Genomic DNA, 18696 nt, shown 5'->3' with positions numbered 1-18696 from the left:
ACGTATGCCACACGTTCAAGCCTACTAACATTACTGCTTTCAACTGACCCTCGATGGTCCATTTGCTTATCTGCGTTCGATCTGGCTCTCAGTATCCCAGATTCCCTGTGCGCGCACAATAAGTTTGATCTCCATCTCATTGGTTTATTCGGACGATTAAATTGTTAACCTAATATTAAATCTAAATGAATATTTTGTCAATACTTTTAAATAATATTTTTAAAAAAACTGCAAACTATACGTGCCATTAAACGTGTCACCCGCAGCTAACACATTGACACCAAATTTTTCTTTAAAGTTACCAGTTGAATCAACAGTGTCAGCAATTCCCCACCATGGTTCCAAAGCAATAAAAGGTGCCTCTTTTCCGGCTGGCGTCCAAATACCTAAGAATTGCGCATTATCCAAAGTCATACGTAATCCATGTTGATTAGCTAAACGAGCTAATAAAAATGATGTTTTTTGGCGTTCTAATCTTAAAATAATTGCGTCATCATGATAGTCTTCTTGACGCAAACGAAGCGGTATGTTCGCATTAAAAGGTGTTGGTGTATTGGGATTAGAGTAAGGACCAGTTAAACGAACACGATCATAGAGCTTTTCTGGTTCAATTGAAACATAGTAATCCGAAAATTTTCCGCCATCAAGTGGTAAATTAAATGCCGGGTGCCCACCAACACTGAAAAATAATGATTCTTCTGTATCAGTATTTTTGACAATGTAGGCGATTTTAAGTTCATTATCATCCGTCAAATCGTATCGTATATCAAATTGGAATTTAAAAGGATAAATACGTCTCGTTGAATCGGTATCATGAATTCTAAAAATAACATGCTTATCAGTCTGTTCAATGACATCAAAAACAGTATTTCGTGCGAACCCATGTTGATTCATAAAGTATGTTTCGCCAGCTATCTTATATTGATCACCGCGCAAACGGCCAACAATTGGAAATAAATTTGACGCATGACGGCCCCAATATTTTGGGTCGCCAATCCAAATGTATTCCAATTCGGCTTCTTTATGCCAGACACTTGTTAGTTCAGCGCCTTCTTCGTTAATTTCTATTTTTAAATCTTTATTTTCTAGTTTAATCATAATATCTATATTCTACCAAATTTTCAAGTCTAAATGTTAATCGTTTACGGTTTTTTTTTCGCACGTGGAAAAAAATTTTGATAATTTTTTTGCAGGCTTTCTCGTGTGACATGTGTATACATCTGTGTCGTCGATAAATTAACATGTCCTAACAATTCTTGCACAGTTCGCATATCTGCGCCATTATTGAGCAAATGTGTAGCAAATGTATGTCTTAACATATGTGGATGTATTTTTCCAGTGAGCGTTGATCGCTGCATTAATTTATTTAAGATATATGTGATCCCTGCAGTTGTGATTGGTTCTCCACGATGGTTAACAAAGACATAATCATGTGGTGCTTGTTTAGCAATCAAATTAGGACGTGTTTCTTGCAAATACTGTGTCATTGCTTGCGCAGCAAAATGACCAAAAGGAACATATCTATCCTTATTTCCTTTACCATGAATTAGCACGAGGCGCTGTTTAAAATCTAGTTGTGATATGGTAAGATCAGCTATTTCTGCTACTCGTGTCCCAGTACCATACAAAAATTCTAACATCGCAGCATTTCTTTGCCACAATTCATCATCTCTATTATATGCCACATCAAACAATATTGTCATTTCTGTTTCATAGAAAAATTCAGGCAAATGATTCTGATGTTTACGTAATGCAATATTGTCAAACGGATTATCCACTGCATATTCATTTGTTATCATAAATTGATAGAACATGCGCAAACTACTAATTTTCCGAGAAATTGTTGTTCTAGCTAACTTACGTTCATAAAGATCATTTAAATAGACTCTCACATCTAGGGTTTGAACTGCTCTAAATGACGTAAATCCCCCATTTTGACGTAAAAAAACAGCAAACTCATCAATATCAGATAAGTATGCTTTTAATGTCAACGGCGAATACTGTCGCTCTGCTTGTAAGTAAATTTGATATAATTGTTGTTCTCGCGTTTGCATAACTTTATTATACGCGCTCCTTTATAATTATTTTAAAAATTAAGAAGACTTTAATTTGGTTATAATCGTCCAAACTTCCACATTTTCGTTATTATTTTAGATATGATTATAGTTAGATATGGTTTAAGCTGAATTATTAAACTGATCATGAAGGAGGATTAATTATGAAAATTCCTGTCCAAACACCATTGGAGCAACTACGTGATAACATGTCATCATTACAAAATAGTGCCCTACATGGCATTGCAACTTTTCGTACGAACATTTTGACAAACCGTGATATTCATAAGTCAAAGTCTATTAAGTATAAAATGTCCGATACACGAGAGATTGCTATTGTGCCCTACGAATCAAATGCTAAAGCTGTTGATTCAAACAGCTTTGCATATGCATTAGAATCTGCAATCACCGAAAGTAATAGCGATACACACAAATCATGGAATTTGCGACATTTGACAAGATCATTGTTTCATCATCCTGCACGCATTTTAGCAACCGTTGTTATCATTATTTTATTGGTTTATATTGCAATAATGTTAGGTCAAGCTACCACAACAAACCAACAACCAATCACACAACCTATTCACAAATCAAACTAAACAACGGCAATAATTATTCTCATGACTCAAAAAACACGCAAAAAATCAGACATGTTATTGTGTCCATTTTTCGCGTGTTTTATCGTATAAAATTATAGACCAAAATAAATTATAATTAATTGGAGCAAACACATTATGAGATTATGGCATCAGTCATTACTAAAAGCAATACCACGCCAACAATTACTCGGACAACATCGTGAATGTTGCGCCCTAAGAGGGAAAGGTTGGGGTAAAAAACATGCCACCGTCGACTATGTTTTTAACTATTCACCATATAAATTATACCAATATCATTCCCTTGTAATAACGGAAATGCAAAAACGTGGCTACAAACCCGATGTAGCATGGTTGAATTCTTATTACCGTGGTAAACATCTCCCAGCGTACTTGAACTTACCCGCCGTTCCACTAACATCACCAATATATCCTGAACACAATGATACATATTTACACGAATGTTTAGATAATTTAAAAAACAAACAAATTTTTATTGAAAGTACCAGTATCAAATAATAAAAAAGTGGCTAATTGTCTATAATAAACAGACAATTAGCCACTTTTTTAATGAATTTAATTTTTAAATGAATGAATAGGCGCCGGAATATGTCCACCACGATTGATAAAATCAGCACTAGATTTCTCAACAACTGGCATAACCGGTGCTGTACCCAAAAGACCGCCATAATCAACCAAATCGCCCACCTTGGTGCCATTAGTGGGCAAAATACGTACTGCGGTTGTCTTATTGTTTTGAACACCAATTGCTGCTTCATCAGCAATCATTGCAGAAATTGTTGTCGCTGGTGTTTCACCTGGAATGGCAATCATGTCTAATCCAACTGAACAAACAGATGTCATTGCTTCAAGTTTTGCCAATGACAGTACACCGGCCTTAACAGCATCAATCATACCAGCATCTTCAGAAACCGGTATAAAGGCACCTGACAAACCGCCAACACGTTGAGAAGCCATAACACCACCCTTTTTAACGGCATCATTGAGTAACATCAATGCAGCTGTTGTGCCATGTGCCCCGACCATCTCAAGACCAATTTCTTCTAACACCTCAGCAACTGAATCTCCACGTGCCGGTGTTGGTGCTAAGCTCAAATCAACAATACCAAATTCAACACCTAATCGTTCTGCAGCTAACGCGCCAACCATTTGCCCGACACGCGTAATTTTGAACGCTGTCTTCTTAACAGTTTCTGCGACATTTTGAATTGGTTCGCCTTTTACTTTTTCAAGCGCACGTTTAACAACACCAGGTCCAGAGACACCAACATTGATCACAACGTCTGCTTCACTGACCCCATGAAAAGCACCGGCCATAAAAGGATTATCTTCCACAGCATTAGCAAATACAACTAATTTTGCGTTAGCAGTATCTGATTTATCTGTAATTTTTTTAATGGTTTCGCCCATTAATTTAATAGCGTCTAAGTTAATACCTGCCTTGGTTGAGCCAATATTAATACTTGACATGACAAGGTCTGTTTCTGTCAAAACACGTGGTAATGACTCTATTAATGCCAAGTCACCGTTAGCAAATCCTTTTTGTACAAGAGCTGAATAACCCCCAATAAAGTCTACGCCAACTGCTTTTGCAGCATCATCTAAAGCATGCGCATAATAAAGCATTTCATCTGGTGTTGCTTTCCCCGCAATCAGAGCAATTGGTGTGACACTAATACGTTTATTCGTAATTGGAATGCCAAATTCTCGCTCAATTTGTTTTGCAGTTTTAACTAAATCTTTTGCATAAGTTGTAATCTTTTTGTAAATATTTTTTGCAGTTTCTTGTGGTGTTCCAGCTATTGTGTCAAGCAATGAAATACCCATTGTAACAGTCCGAATATCCAAATGTTCTTCTGAAACCATATTAATGGTTTCAGTTATTTGATTGGTTTCCATATTTTCTCCCAGTTTTCACCTGTAAAACATTGACGTGATTTACTCAAACACGACTCATTGCATCAAATATTTCTTCACGTTGTGTATGAATTTCAACATTTAAATGCTTACCAAGTACAGTCAAATCATCTTGTAATTTATTAAATTCTTCGTCTAATTTTTCCAAGTTAACTAACATACTCATTGTGAAAATATCAGACATGATCGTCTGTGATACGTCCAAAATATTAATGTTATGATCTGCTAATGTATTGGCTACACTGGCAATAATTCCTGGTTTGTCTTTCCCGATAACTGTTACAACTGCTTTAGCCATTTTCTTCCTCTTTTAAAAGTTATTTAAATATTATACAATAATTAGTCATAAAATACTATGTTTTTAATATCTCAACTGGGACAGGTCGTACGTGAAAATTAACCTATTGGTATATACGCTCGCCATTTTGCCAACCTAGAAATTGAACTGTGGTTGCATTCTCAGAGGCGTCTGTTTTTTTATCTTCGTGTGAGTTAAAACGTTGTGAACTAAATATATGTTCGTATTCAGATACGCTTACTTTCTTACGCTTTGACAATAGTTGCCTAGTTTTCTCAGCAGGTATGCCTGTTAGAAACTCATCTTGAAGTGTGACAGAATAAAGCTCTGCCTCCGCACCAGAACCATAGCTAAAAATTGCAATTTTATCACCCGATTTCAAATTTTTTGCATGGCTTAGCAACGATAATAGGCTCAAGTAAACTGAACCGGTATAAAGATTACCAACATCACGACTAAAAATTTGACTCGCTCTTAAATTATCAGCCAACTTTATTTGTTGCTTTGGATTAGCCTCATCCATAATCTGATCCAAAGCCTTTTTTCCCATCTTTGTGTAGGGTAAATGAAATGCAAAACCAGCAAAACTGTTTAATTCATTATTCGTCTGTTCTTTGTAGCGATGCCACAACGACAGAAACATTTCTTTATAGATTGTTGTTGATAAATGGCCGTCCACAATTGCTTCTTCTCGATCTATCGGCCGCCAAAAATCTGCTACATCACGACTCATATAAACTGAATCATTATTAAAAGCCAAAATTTTAGGTGACGATGAAACAAGCATAGCCACAGCACCAGCACCTTGTGTTACCTCTCCAGGTGTTGATAAACCATATCTAGCAATATCTGATGCAATTACCAAAACGCTTCTATCTGGATGTAATGTCACATAGTCACGTGCCTGCATCAAACCAAATGTACCAGCATAACACGCTTGTTTAATTTCAATTGTCCGAACAAATTCTGATAGATTAAGTAATTTTTGAATGTATATCGCACCAGATTTTGAATTATCAATGCCTGATTCAGTTGCAAAGATAATTGTATCAATAGTGTCACGGTTTTCATGTGTAACAATTTGACTGGCAGCATTAGCACCCATTGTTACCACATCTTCAAAATTTGGCACCACTGTTTGCTTATCCTGACCAATGCCAATTGTGTATTTATCTGGTTCATCATTACGATCTTTTGCTAACTCAACAAGATCCAATACATAATTTGGTGTATAAAATGCTATTTTATCAATACCTACCGTCATCATTTAGAAATCCTCTAATTTATTATACCATGCAAAAAAGCGTCATCAGACGCCTTTTGAATGGTCTGTATTAATTTAAAAAATTAATACAGATCCTTGACCTTATCTTGAATGCTTTCAGTGGAAATAAATTCATCATACGTCGTGTCAACACGATCAACTGCACCCTTAGCAGAAACCTCAATAACATGATTAGCGGTTGTAGCCAAAAATTCATGATCGTGAGAAGTCATAATAATACCACCCTTAAAACTCACAACAGCATCATTTAATGACTGAATTGACTCAAGATCTAAATGGTTTGTTGGATCGTCCATTAGCAAAACATTTGCCTTAAGTAACATCATTTTGGCCAATGTTATTCGCACCTTTTCACCACCAGATAACACTTTAATTTCTTTTAGCGAATCGTCACCACGGAACAACAATTGACCAAGCATACCGCGTAAACTCGTATTATCTTTTTGTTCTTCTTCAGCAAAATCACGAAGCCAATCTAATATTGTGACATCTTGTTTTTCAAAGTTGTCATTTAAATCTTTGGCAATATATGACTGTGACGTTGTAACGCCCCATGTCACAGTACCAGAATCAGGAGCCATTGTGCCAGCAATAATTTGCATAAGAGTTGTAGTCGCTAAATCAGATCGAGATAAAATAGCAATTTTGTCTCCCGGACGACCGATGAAGGAAATATTATCTAATACCTTTTCACCATCAATCGTTTTTGAAATGTTTTCAACACGGACCATATCATTCCCCATCTCGCGTCCGAGTGAAAAATTGATGAAAGGATATTTACGCGAAGAAGGCTTAATGTCATCAAGTGTGATTTTATCCAATTGCTTTTTACGCGCAGTAGCTTGTTTTGATTTTGAGGCGTTTGCAGAAAAACGAGCAACGAACTCTTGTAACTGTTTAATTTGTTCTTCTTTTTTAGAGTTTTGTTGGGAAGCTAAACGTTGTGCTAGTTCTGATGATTCACGCCAAAAATCATAATTTCCAACAAAGGGTGTAATTTTACCAAAATCAACATCTAAAATATTTGTTGAAACAGCATTCAAAAAATGACGATCATGGGAAACAACAATAACCAAGTTTGGAAAATCAGCTAGAAAATCCTCCAACCAGTTAATTGTCTGAACATCCAAACCGTTTGTTGGTTCATCTAGAACCAAAATATCTGGATTACCAAATAAGGCTTGAGCTAGCAAAACTTTAACCTTATCGTTTTCTGTCAACTCGCCCATTAAATTATCTTGCAAAGACTCTGAAATGCCAAGCTTACTTAAGAGTTGTCCCGCTTCAACTTCAGCATTCCAACCATCAAGTTCTTCAAATTCAGCACCTAAATCTGCAACACGAACACCATCCTCATCATTAAAATCTGGCTTAGCGTAGATTGCATCCATTTCTGTCTTGACTTCATAAAGTCGCTTATGTCCTTGGACAACAGTATTTAATACTGTAAAATCATCAAACGCGAAATGATCTTGTTGCAAGGAAGACATTCGCTCCCCCTCACCAATTGAAATAACACCTTCAGTTGGCTGTAATTCACCTTGTAATAATTTTAAGAAAGTTGATTTACCTGCACCATTAGCACCAATAATGCCATATGTGTTTCCAGGAGTCAGCTTCAAATTAACATCTTGATATAATTTAGGTCCAGCAAAGCTGAAACTCATTTCTGATACTGTGATCAATTTTTTTCCTCCAAATGAACTATATTCATACAGGCTGATAAACCATACCAGTATAAACATAATATTGTAAAATATCTCTTTTAACTATACCAGAAAAAGCGCGAAAGTTCGCGCTTTTTCACAATGTTGATCTAAGTATTTAATCAGTTAAAAATATGATATCTTGTTAAGACTTGAATCCACCATCAATTGGTAATAATAATTCTTCTTTTGAGCCAGATGGTAAACTATGATAACCATTTTCGATAGGAATTAATTTTTCATCGGGATCATCACGTGTATCACCAAAAAACGTGAATAAGCTTAACACAAGATACAGTAAACTGAAATAAATACCATATTGCATAGGTACAATATTCAACCATACTGACGATACGCCAGCAAACAAAACAGGTGTGAGTAAAATTAACAATGGCGTATAACCATTCTTACGTATTGCATATCCAAGATACAAAGTATAAATACCATTAATAACAAGGTAGAGCCAAATTACTCGGTGTATCCTATGCCAACCCATTTGTTGGCTCAAAAAAGGTAGTAGGACGCTTAATAAGATAGCCGTCAATAATTGATATCCATAATATTTTTTAAACGCTTTTTTCATACGATAACCACCTTATAGAGCAATTTACATTTTTAATGTAAAAGAAATATTATTAATTTAAATTGTTAATTTTATTATAAACTATTCATTTAATTCTCGCAAGACGCTGATGGCCGACAATGCGTAAAGTGGTGCTGTTTCCGCTCGTAAAATGCGAGGACCTAATCCAGCCTGCTGATAATCAAGTTGTGTTAATTCTGTAATTTCTGACTCAGATAAACCGCCCTCAGGACCAAAGATTAAGTTAACATTTGCATTTTCAGGTGCTAATTTAATTAATTTAATTAAAGTTGATATTTCCCCAGCTCGAGCTGATTCCTCCCAAGCAACAATGCCAACCTGCTTTGGTAAATTTATCATATCGTGCCAATGTAAAAAACTGATTTCAGGAATCATTAAACGATGTGCTTGCTCTGCGGCAGCTTGTGCAATTTTTTGTAAACGTTGCTTTTTCTTTTCTCGTTGTTTCTTCCAATCGGCCACAGTGCGCACCATTTCAGTAAAAACAATCCGATTAGCTCCCAATTCTGTTGCTTTTTGAACAAACCAATCTGATCGATCATTTTTAAGTGGCGAGACAATCACTGTTACATTAAGCGGCAGTTCCACATCATTTTCTAATCTTTTTACAATTTTTAAGGTTATTTTTGACGTGTCAATAGTGACAACTTCACCAATGACTACCTGGCGATTCTCACTAACAAATTCTGCTTGTGATCCAGCACGAGCACGCAACACTTTACCAAAATGTTTGAAAATATCTTGGTCTGATGTCAATATGATATACTCGCCTTCAATCACATTGTTTAAAAAATAACGCTGCATTATTCACTTCCTTTAAGTTGTGCAATATAGCTATGCCAATCACCCATCTGCGATTTCTGAATGATTGTGTAACCGTTAAAATCCAGCTGTTCTTCAATGTGTGGGGCAATAGCATCATAAATTCCTGAAACTAAAAAATAACCATTTGTCTTGAGCATTGGAATAGTTTGTGGAATTAAACGCTCAATAACATCTGCCAAAATATTAGCTACGATTAAATCTACAGGTTCTGTTTCAACATTCACTAATAAATCACTCATCACAACTTTGATATCATTAGCTATAGGATTTAACTTTAAATTTTCTCTTGCAACTACTGTAGACATTTCATCAATATCTGTTGCTAAAACCGACCGCACGCCAAGCTGTTTAGCAGCGACCGCCAAAACACCAGAGCCTGTGCCAACATCAATCATTGATTCACCACCACGTACGACAGATTCTAGCGCTTGCATCATTAATCGTGTTGTTTCATGTGTTCCTGTGCCAAATGCCAACTTTGGATCCATGATTATTGGTTTTTCTTCCGTTTGCTTTGGTTTAAATGTTTCCCAAGATGGCACAACTGTTAAATGTCTAGTAATTCGCTGAGAATGGTAGTATTGTTTCCAATTGTCCTCCCAGTCTGTTTGAGAGACATTCTGTAACGTTACTGTTCCAGGTGAGACATTAATTCCTATATTTTTTAAATGTTGAATCCGTGACTCAATGCCTGCAACAACGGTTGCTAAATGTTCATTATTTTCATAATATGCTGTAACGTAAACAATTGCTTTTTCTTCAATTTGAACACCATCAGCCCCCGCTGATATCAATATATAAGCGATTGCTTCAACAGCCTCATTATTAGTTCCAATGGTTATACCCTGCCAGTTCATGAAGAGACCTCATGTATAACAACTGCCTTACCAATCATATGACCATCCTCGACTACCTTAGTTGCTTGCTGCAAATTTTCAGCTGTTAACCCTGTGTATGTTTTATTTAAAGTCGACTTGATACGTCCCTCATCAAGTAACTCAGCAACACGATTGAGCGCCTCACCTTGAGATGCCATATTTACTCCATAGTTACCCTTTGCGAACATAAATACCCAATTAAATTGGGCACCAATATTTTTCAATGGACCAATATCAATTGGCGCGGTCGTTTCAACAATGGATGCGATACGTCCAAACGGTTTGATTGACATTAAAGCCAGTGGCCAGTATGCGTTTGTATCTTGTAAAATAGCAATATAATCAACTTTTTCATGATTAATCTGTATTAATTGATCATGTAAATTCTGATGGTAGTCTAAAATATAATCTGCACCTAGTGATTTAACCCAAGCCACAGAATCAGGTTGTGATGCAGTTGTAATGACTGTCATACCAATGTATTTTGCCAATTGAATTAGTGTTGAACCAACACCACCGGCACCATTTAAAATGAACACACTTTTTCCAACAGCTACATTTTCGCGAATATCATAACCAAAGGCATCTTTTAATATTTCAGTAGCCGTAATTGATGTCAAAGGCATGGCGGCAGCTTCAGCTGCGTTAAGAGCAGTTGGTGCAAAACCCGCTAGCAATTCATGCACCGTTTGATATTGTGCCTGAGCACCTTGATTGATTTGAACACCGGCATAAAATACTTGATCACTAACTGCAAATTTTGTAACACCACTGCCCGTTGCAACAACTTCCCCAACAGCATCAAATCCTAAAATACGAAATTGACCATCGTTTTGATAATTATTACGCATTTTAATATCAACCGGATTAACAGCGCTGGCAGCCACCTTGACTAGAATTTCGTGTTCAGTAGGTTTTGGTCGTGAAATTTTCTTTTCAATAAAAACATTGTGCTGATCAATTGCTAGTGCATGTTCAAATCCGATTGCTCGCATTTTTTTAGCACCAAAAGGCCAATAGTTTTTAATTTTTGCAAATAGTGTCATATCCGTTTCCCTTTACTGGAACAATTTTCTATGCCCTGTTTCTAAATGAACCTACAATTCTATGCCTTCATCATTCACTTATAAAACAAGAAGTACATGTTTAGTTCCCTTTAGCATACTGTGTATCGTCATCTGTTTTTAAGACAGCCATGAATGCTTCTTGCGGCACTTCAACTGTGCCAACCGACTTCATACGAGCTTTTCCTCGTTTTTGTTTATCCAATAATTTTGCACGACGATCTGGGTCACCTGTGTGAATTTTTGAAGTAACATCTTTACGGTAAGCTTTAATATTAGTACGCGCTAATATTTTTGCACCGATTGCTGCTTGCACTGGAATTTCAAAATTTTGACGCGGTATAATTTCTTTAAGCTTTGATGTGATTATACGTCCACGTTCTGCAGCAAAGTCACGATGAACAATAAAACTCAAAGCATCAACTTTTTCAGAGTTCAACAGAATATCAATTTTAACAAGATCTGATTGACGATAACCAGAAATTTCGTAATCTAGTGACGCATAGCCACGAGTACTAGATTTTAGCTTATCAAAGAAATTAAAAATAATTTCTGACAAGGGTATTTTATATTTGACGTTAACACGTGTTTCATCTAAATATTCCATGGTGTCAAATTCACCACGTTTTCGCTGTGCTAATTCCATAACTGCACCAACATAGTCATTTGGTACCATTATTTGTGCATCAACGTAGGGCTCTTCAATATATTTAATTTTGGAGACTTCTGGCATTTCTGATGGATTCTCAATTGCAACAAGTTCATCATCATTAGTCATGACATGATAAGTTACTGAAGGTGCAGTCGTTACCAAATCTAAGTCAAACTCACGTTCTAACCTCTCCTGGACAACGTCCATATGTAACAATCCCAAAAATCCAACACGATAACCAAATCCTAACGCCTGTGATGTTTCTGGTTCAAATGTTAGCGCTGCGTCATTCAGCTGTAGTTTTTCTAATGCATCACGTAAGTCCGTATATTTAGCATTATCTGACGGATACAGACCAGAGTAGACCATTGGTGTCATTGGTTTATATCCAGGTAATGGTTCACTGGCGGGATTAACCACCGAAGTGATAGTATCTCCTGAATGTGTTGTATGGATATCTTTAATCGAAGCTGTCAAATAACCAACATCGCCAGCCATGAGATAATCACGCTTTTGAGCAATTGGTGACATCACACCAACTTCATTGACTTCATACTCAGCACCAGTGTTCATCATTTTAATTTTGTCGCCTGGCTTAACAATACCTTCACGAACACGCATGTTAACAACAACGCCACGGTACGCATCATAGGCTGAATCAAAAATCAAAGCACGCAAAGGTGCTTCTAGATCACCTGTTGGTGCTGGTAAATCTGTTACAATTTTTTCCAGTAATTCCGGAATACCAATGCCTTTTTTTGCTGAAGCTAACACGGCATCTGATGCGTCAATGCCAATAACATCCTCAATTTCCGCACGAACTTTTTCTGCATCTGCAGCGGGTAAATCTATTTTATTAATAACTGGTAAAATCTCTAAATCATTATCCAATGCCAAGTACACATTGGCAAGTGTTTGTGCTTCAACTCCTTGTGCTGCATCCACAACCAATATAGCGCCCTCAGCTGCAGCTAATGACCGTGAGACTTCATATGAAAAATCCACATGGCCTGGTGTATCAATCAAATGAAAAATATAAGTTTCACCGTCTTTAGCATCATAGTGCACTTCAACTGCGTTGAGTTTGATTGTAATACCACGTTCACGTTCCAAGTCCATCGTGTCAAGCAACTGATTTTGCATATCACGTTCAGCCACAGTATGTGTCTGTTCCAAAATCCGATCTGCAATGGTCGATTTCCCATGATCAATATGTGCCACAATGGAAAAATTCCTAATATGTTTTTGGCGTTCTTTAAGCTGTTCTAACTTGATTTCTGTCATTTTTTTATCACGCAAAAAGTGCGCACTCTTTCAATTATTCTATGTATTCTATTTTATCATGAATAACATAAAAAAAGCGTGACCGAAATCATTTCTGATATCAAATCACAACTCATATTTAACTATTATTAAAATTTAAAAATTTGTGGCATCTCATTTGATTCAACTGCTTGCCAGTTTGGTTACTATACTACTGCTAATTATGTTGTTACCTTCAGCAAACGATTGTAAATTTTTATTGAGCATTCAGCTTAGCATCAAGTAAACATGTTGACTTGTTACAAGACGGTTAATATGAAACTTGTCAAATTATATACCATTATTCGATTTTTGCCGTAGGTAATGCTCGAATACCCTTATTTAATCACTATTTTCTCCAAGTCACCTAACTCTGAGATAAGATCACTAATTTGGTGTAATTGTGCATACCGATTGTTCTTAACGACTTCATTATCAACATTAACCATTGTAGCATTAAAATAATTAGAAATGACATCTTGTAATCCAGACAAACTACGATAAACATCTTCACTACTTTGTGAATTAATTGTTTGGAGATTAATTGCTTTTGTGGCAGAGAACAATGCTTCTTCTGACTGATTTTCAAATAAATTAGCATCCACATCACGATTATCTGTTTCAACTTTACCGGCTAGACGTGAAACACGTGTTAATGCTTCAATAATGTCACGAAAATCAACATCATTTAGATGCTTTGACAAAACTTGCGTACGAGCTGCAATGTTGACAATATCAATATCATCTGTTTGTGTTGTTCCAGCGGCAACAATATCTTGGCGTATACCATTATCTAATGTCAACTTACGCACACGATCCAAAATAAATTCAATTATGGCAGATAAATTTGCGTTTTTTGTGACTGATCCTGTTGATTTAACATAATTCACCAACAAAGGCTTCAATGCAACATGCCATTGTTTATCTTGTAACGTACGCACAATACCTGTCGCCGCGCGACGTAAACCATAAGGATCATTTGAACCAGAAGGAATAAGATTTGCAGAGAAAAAAGTAACAATTGTATCTAACTTATCAGCAATACTTAAAACAGCCCCAACATCTGTAGTCGCTATTTTACCAGTTGCTGATGTAGGCATATAGTGTTCCTTAATTGCAATTGCGACTGCATCACTTTCGCCAAACAACTTGGCATAATGTTCTCCCATAATACCTTGTAATTCATCAAACTCACCAACCATACCAGTCATGAGATCAAATTTGTAAATTTCTGATGCGCGTGCCAAATCATTTTTCTTAACATCATCAAAATTCAATGCACGGGCTAATGTTTTTGATAATACACCAACACGTTGCATATGTTCATAAACTGTACCAATTTTTTCATGGAAAACTAATTTTTTAACTTTCTCCATGTTTTCAGCAATTGTTTTTTGTTGATCTTCATGGTAGAAAAATTCAGCATCTTCCAGTCGTGCAACCAACACTTTCTCATTACCCGCAACAACATTGTCAATATTCTCAACATTTCCATTTCTGACTGATAAGAAATGTGGCAATAATTTCCCGGTTTCATCTGTTACGTAAAAGAAACGTTGGTGCTCACGCATTGATGTCATCAAAACTTCGTCTGGTAATTCTAAATATTTGTTATCAAAATTACCTGAAAAGGCTGTCGGCCACTCAACAATATTATTAACTTCTTCCAATAAATCCTCTGCAGCAGATGATTCTAAATTTAACAACCAATTATTTTGTGTTGCAATAGTTTCTAATTGTGTTCGAATTTTTGACTTACGTGCGTCTGCATCAGCAATAACATACTGTGCTTGCAATGTTTCAACATATGACGCCGCATCAGGAATTTCAATATGTTCGTTTGACAAAAAACGATGACCACGTGTGACACGACCTGTCTTGACTTCTAAAACATTAAAATTAATAACATCTGAATCTAACAGTGCAACTACCCAACGGATTGGTCTGACATACAAAAAATCATTATTTGCCCATTTCATGTAGGTTGTAAACTTCATTTGCATGACAACTTCATCACCAATTTTGGCTAGAATTTCCGATGCTGAAATACCGGGTGTCCGTTTAGTCAACCAAACATAACCTTCTCGTTCTTCAAAGTCATCTGGCGTAGCACCTTGCCCTCGAGCAAATCCTTGCGCTGCTTTTGTCCAACCACCGTTATCATCTTTAGCGCGCTCAATTGATGGCCCGCGCTTTTCTTCTGAAAGTGCTTCAGACTGTTCCGCCACATTAATCAATTGCACCGCTAACCTACGTGGCGTGGCATACGCTTTGATTTGTTCCACTGATAAATGGTGTGCTGCTAAAAACGTTGTCGTGCGTTCAACCAATTGTATTCTTGAACTTGTGACCAAATGTGCTGGCACTTCTTCTAATCCTATCTCTAGTAAAAATGTTGACATTTTATTTTCCTTCCTTTGGTGCATACTTGCCTTTTGAACCCAAATATTTATCACGCAAGACAGCATCTTTTAATAATGGAAAGCCAAGTTTTGCACGTTCTTCAATAAACACACTTGATACGCGACGTGCCATTGTACGAATACGATGTAAGTAACCAGCACGTTCAGTGACTGAAACTGTGCCTCGTGCATCTAAAAGGTTAAAGACATGAGATGACTTCAAAATATAATCATACGCTGGATGTACAAGTCCCAATGCTAATAAATGTGTTGCTTCTTCTTCAAATTCATCAAAATGTTTTAATAATAATTCTTGATTTGATTCTTCAAACGCATATTTAGAATGTTCATACTCAGGTTCTTTAAATATATCACCATAAAGTACGCCATTGCCCCATTCAAGATCATATACAGTTGGGACATCTTGAATATAAGAAGCTAATCGTTCCAAACCATAGGTCACTTCAGCTGTCACCGAATCAACCTCAATGCCACCAACTTGTTGAAAATAGGTGAATTGCGTTACTTCCATACCGTCTAACCAAACTTCCCATCCAATGCCAGCAGCTCCCATTGAAGGATTTTCCCAGTTATCCTCAACAAAACGAATGTCATGTTCTAGTGGTTTGATTCCTAATGCTTCAAGTGAACCAAGGTATAATTCTTGAATATTTGATGGTGATGGCTTCATTACAACCTGAAATTGATGATGTTGAAACAAGCGATTTGGATTATCTCCATAACGACCATCAGCAGGTCTTCTAGATGGTTGCACATAGGCTGCATTCCAAGGCTCAGGACCATTTGCACGCAAAAATGTATAAGGTGATTGTGTGCCAGCACCAACTTCGTTATCATACGCTTGCATTAAATTGGCACCTTGCTGGGCCCAATATTGTTGCAAAGTTAAGATAATATCTTGTAAAGATAATTTTGTGTTTGTCATGTTATCTACTTTCTATTTTTAAATATTTACAACCTAATAATCAAACTGTGATAGTAAAATATCACCTGAACATCATGTATAACTAGTCAACTACAAAAATTAATATGACGAAAAATATTGTTAGCTTTCATCAATTTCTATCGGAACAGCAAAGTTTAAACGTTTTAAATTATACAAAATGATTTTTCGTAATAATATATCTAACTGTTCTGCATCAAAATCATAGGGTATTTGAATTGAACCCTTACCCATCTTTAGATTTCTTTTCAACAAAAAATCAGTATATTCTTCATTAAAATCCGGCAAGGCATAAATGCCTAACCAATGTTTGTTAGCCTTTATCATCATTAGTACTTGTGTTGCCTTTTTTCCTTCAATTGGATAAAAAGCAGGCATAGCATACGATACTTGTTCATCAATATTAGGATAAATATTATGAATTAACGTTCTGGTTAAACGCAAACGTTCTAAATGTTCAGAGGGTACTGTATTATCATTAAAAAAATGTTCAAAGTCTGTCACATCCATTTTCCTTTCCGACACAAAAACCGCGCGTACACAGTCCATCAATGCCAAAATACTTGACATCAGGACGCTTACGCGCGGTTCCACCTGATTTCCGAGAATGTTTTCCCGACACTCGATTTGTTTACAAACTCCATCACCGCCACGTGACTTCATAGTTAGCAAAACTAATATATATTATTATGCACTGCAACTGTTAAAAGGTCAAGTATTTCACAAAATTTACGACTCACAATTTCAGCATATTACACTTAACATATTTCAAGTACAATAATCAAATCGTTAGCAATTCTTTTTCCTTATCTGCTGCAATTGCATCAATACCTTTGATGTTTTCATCTGTTAACTTTTGAACATCATTTTCAGCATTACGTGCGTCATCTTCAGGTAATTCCTTATCTTTCTTGACAGCATCCATTGCATCTCGACGTACATTACGTATTGCAACTTTCGCTTTCTCGGCTTCGGCTTTAACTTGCTTAGCCAAATCTTTACGACCTTCTTCAGTCATTTGCGGAATTGCTAATCGTACAATATTGCCATCAGAAGCTGGATTTAATCCTAAGTCTGAAATGTTGATTGCTCGCACAATTTCTTCCAAAACCGACTTATCAAATGGTGTAATCAACAAAATACGTGCTTCTGGAACAGATATCGAAGCCACTTGATTCAATGGTGTCATCGCACCATAATATTCGACTTCAATTCTATCTAAAATATGTGGATTCGCACGTCCTGTACGAATACTTCCTAGTTCGCGCACTAATGCATCTTGAGCGCCTTGCATACGTGTCTTAGCATCTGTTAAATCAAAAGCCATTATTTTCCTCCTGTAACCGTTGTACCAATATTTTCACCTAATATTACACGTTTTAAATTACCTGGTGTATTTAGGTTAAATACGACGAGTGGCATATTATTATCCATCGAAAGTGAACTCGCTGTCGAATCCATCACTTTTAAGCCCTTTTGCAAAATATCTAGATGTGTTAATTCAGCAAATTTGACAGCATTAGCATTTTTGTTCGGATCTGAATCATAAATACCATCAACACCATTTTTACCCATTAAAATGGCATCAGCGTTGATTTCATTTGCCCGCAAAGCTGCTGTCGTATCTGTTGAAAAATAAGGAGAACCAGTACCTGCTGCAAAAATAACAATACGTCCTTTTTCAAGGTGACGAATTGCTCGACCACGTATATATGGTTCCGCAATTTGTTGCATTGTAATGGCTGTTTGAACTCGTGTATCAACGCCAGCACGTTCTAAGGCATCTTGTAAGACTAACGCGTTCATTGTTGTACCAAGCATACCCGTATAATCAGCACGTGAACGTTCCATACCCACCTTTGATGCAGGCTCACCACGCCACAAATTACCACCACCAACAACAATCGCAATTTGTGTTCCTAAAGCATGAACCTCTTTTAAATCTTGCGCAATTTCAGAAACTGTTTCAAGATCTATGCCTTGACCTTTGTCGCCTGCCAGTGCCTCACCAGAAAGTTTCATCAAAACACGTTTGTACTTCATTTCAGTCATGATTTACCTCATTTTCTATCTAATCAATTATACCAAAAATATCCCGCAAAAAAAGTGTGTTATGCACATATAACAC

The 18696-nt window shown here is 36.5% G+C and carries 18 protein-coding genes; 2 read left to right on the top strand and 16 right to left on the bottom strand.

Annotated elements, in window-relative coordinates; all coding sequences use genetic code 11:
* Positions 1-219 precede the first annotated feature (219 nt).
* Positions 220-1098, bottom strand: coding sequence for an aldose 1-epimerase family protein (locus K5Q13_RS01920; RefSeq protein WP_220739309.1), 879 nt, complete (start codon positions 1096-1098; stop codon positions 220-222).
* 44 nt (positions 1099-1142) lie between these two features.
* Positions 1143-2054, bottom strand: a complete 912-nt coding sequence (gene xerC / locus K5Q13_RS01915) for a tyrosine recombinase XerC (protein WP_220739307.1) — start codon at positions 2052-2054, stop codon at positions 1143-1145.
* 164 nt (positions 2055-2218) lie between these two features.
* On the opposite strand from xerC, the gene K5Q13_RS01910 reads away from it, so the two are divergent.
* Positions 2219-2653, top strand: coding sequence for a hypothetical protein (locus tag K5Q13_RS01910; RefSeq protein ID WP_220739305.1), 435 nt, complete (start codon positions 2219-2221; stop codon positions 2651-2653).
* A 135-nt stretch (positions 2654-2788) separates the two neighbouring features.
* Positions 2789-3169, top strand: a complete 381-nt coding sequence (locus K5Q13_RS01905; RefSeq protein ID WP_220739303.1) for a TIGR02328 family protein — start codon at positions 2789-2791, stop codon at positions 3167-3169.
* Positions 3170-3226: 57 nt separating this feature from the next.
* Here K5Q13_RS01905 and K5Q13_RS01900 read toward each other — a convergent pair whose 3' ends face one another.
* The 14 genes from K5Q13_RS01900 to pyrH all read right to left on the bottom strand — a co-directional run bounded on the left by K5Q13_RS01900 (position 3227) and on the right by pyrH (position 18620).
* Positions 3227-4570, bottom strand: coding sequence for a PFL family protein (locus tag K5Q13_RS01900; protein ID WP_220739301.1), 1344 nt, complete (start codon positions 4568-4570; stop codon positions 3227-3229).
* A 43-nt stretch (positions 4571-4613) separates the two neighbouring features.
* Positions 4614-4886 (bottom strand): ACT domain-containing protein, encoded by a 273-nt coding sequence (locus K5Q13_RS01895; RefSeq protein ID WP_220739299.1) that lies wholly within the window; start codon positions 4884-4886, stop codon positions 4614-4616.
* A gap of 103 nt (positions 4887-4989) precedes the next feature.
* The gene (locus tag K5Q13_RS01890) at positions 4990-6150 is read right to left on the bottom strand and encodes a hydroxymethylglutaryl-CoA synthase (protein WP_220739530.1); all 1161 of its coding nucleotides are present in this window, start codon (positions 6148-6150) and stop codon (positions 4990-4992) included.
* Positions 6151-6233: 83 nt separating this feature from the next.
* Positions 6234-7856 (bottom strand): ABC-F family ATP-binding cassette domain-containing protein, encoded by a 1623-nt coding sequence (locus K5Q13_RS01885; RefSeq protein ID WP_220739297.1) that lies wholly within the window; start codon positions 7854-7856, stop codon positions 6234-6236.
* 166 nt (positions 7857-8022) lie between these two features.
* Positions 8023-8460, bottom strand: coding sequence for a hypothetical protein (locus K5Q13_RS01880; protein WP_220739295.1), 438 nt, complete (start codon positions 8458-8460; stop codon positions 8023-8025).
* 81 nt (positions 8461-8541) lie between these two features.
* On the bottom strand, positions 8542-9285 hold the full coding sequence (locus K5Q13_RS01875; RefSeq protein ID WP_220739294.1) for an RsmE family RNA methyltransferase: 744 nt from the start codon (positions 9283-9285) through the stop codon (positions 8542-8544).
* The gene (gene prmA, locus K5Q13_RS01870) at positions 9285-10163 is read right to left on the bottom strand and encodes a 50S ribosomal protein L11 methyltransferase (RefSeq protein ID WP_220739291.1); all 879 of its coding nucleotides are present in this window, start codon (positions 10161-10163) and stop codon (positions 9285-9287) included. The genes K5Q13_RS01875 and prmA overlap by 1 nt, the downstream gene beginning before the upstream one ends.
* Entirely contained in the window at positions 10160-11230 is a 1071-nt protein-coding gene (locus K5Q13_RS01865) for a zinc-binding alcohol dehydrogenase family protein (protein ID WP_220739289.1), read from the bottom strand. The genes prmA and K5Q13_RS01865 overlap by 4 nt, the downstream gene beginning before the upstream one ends.
* A 100-nt stretch (positions 11231-11330) precedes the next feature.
* Positions 11331-13184, bottom strand: coding sequence for a translation elongation factor 4 (lepA, locus tag K5Q13_RS01860; protein ID WP_220739287.1), 1854 nt, complete (start codon positions 13182-13184; stop codon positions 11331-11333).
* 356 nt (positions 13185-13540) lie between these two features.
* On the bottom strand, positions 13541-15604 hold the full coding sequence (gene glyS / locus K5Q13_RS01855) for a glycine--tRNA ligase subunit beta (RefSeq protein ID WP_220739285.1): 2064 nt from the start codon (positions 15602-15604) through the stop codon (positions 13541-13543).
* 1 nt (position 15605) lies between these two features.
* The gene (gene glyQ, locus K5Q13_RS01850) at positions 15606-16550 is read right to left on the bottom strand and encodes a glycine--tRNA ligase subunit alpha (RefSeq protein ID WP_220739283.1); all 945 of its coding nucleotides are present in this window, start codon (positions 16548-16550) and stop codon (positions 15606-15608) included.
* 120 nt (positions 16551-16670) lie between these two features.
* Positions 16671-17072: a DUF1801 domain-containing protein gene (locus tag K5Q13_RS01845; protein WP_246574108.1), complete on the bottom strand. Its 402-nt coding sequence runs from the start codon at positions 17070-17072 to the stop codon at positions 16671-16673.
* 277 nt (positions 17073-17349) lie between these two features.
* Positions 17350-17895 (bottom strand): ribosome recycling factor, encoded by a 546-nt coding sequence (gene frr / locus K5Q13_RS01840; RefSeq protein WP_220739278.1) that lies wholly within the window; start codon positions 17893-17895, stop codon positions 17350-17352.
* Positions 17895-18620, bottom strand: a complete 726-nt coding sequence (gene pyrH, locus K5Q13_RS01835) for a UMP kinase (RefSeq protein WP_220739276.1) — start codon at positions 18618-18620, stop codon at positions 17895-17897. Before pyrH ends, frr begins: the two co-directional genes overlap by 1 nt.
* Between the last annotated feature and the right edge of the window lie 76 nt (positions 18621-18696).

Source organism: Leuconostoc miyukkimchii (assembly GCF_019656055.1).
Taxonomy (GTDB): Bacteria; Bacillota; Bacilli; order Lactobacillales; family Lactobacillaceae; genus Leuconostoc; species Leuconostoc miyukkimchii.
The sequence above is the reverse complement of the archived record's forward strand: the minus strand, read 5'-3'. Positions and strand labels throughout refer to the sequence as shown.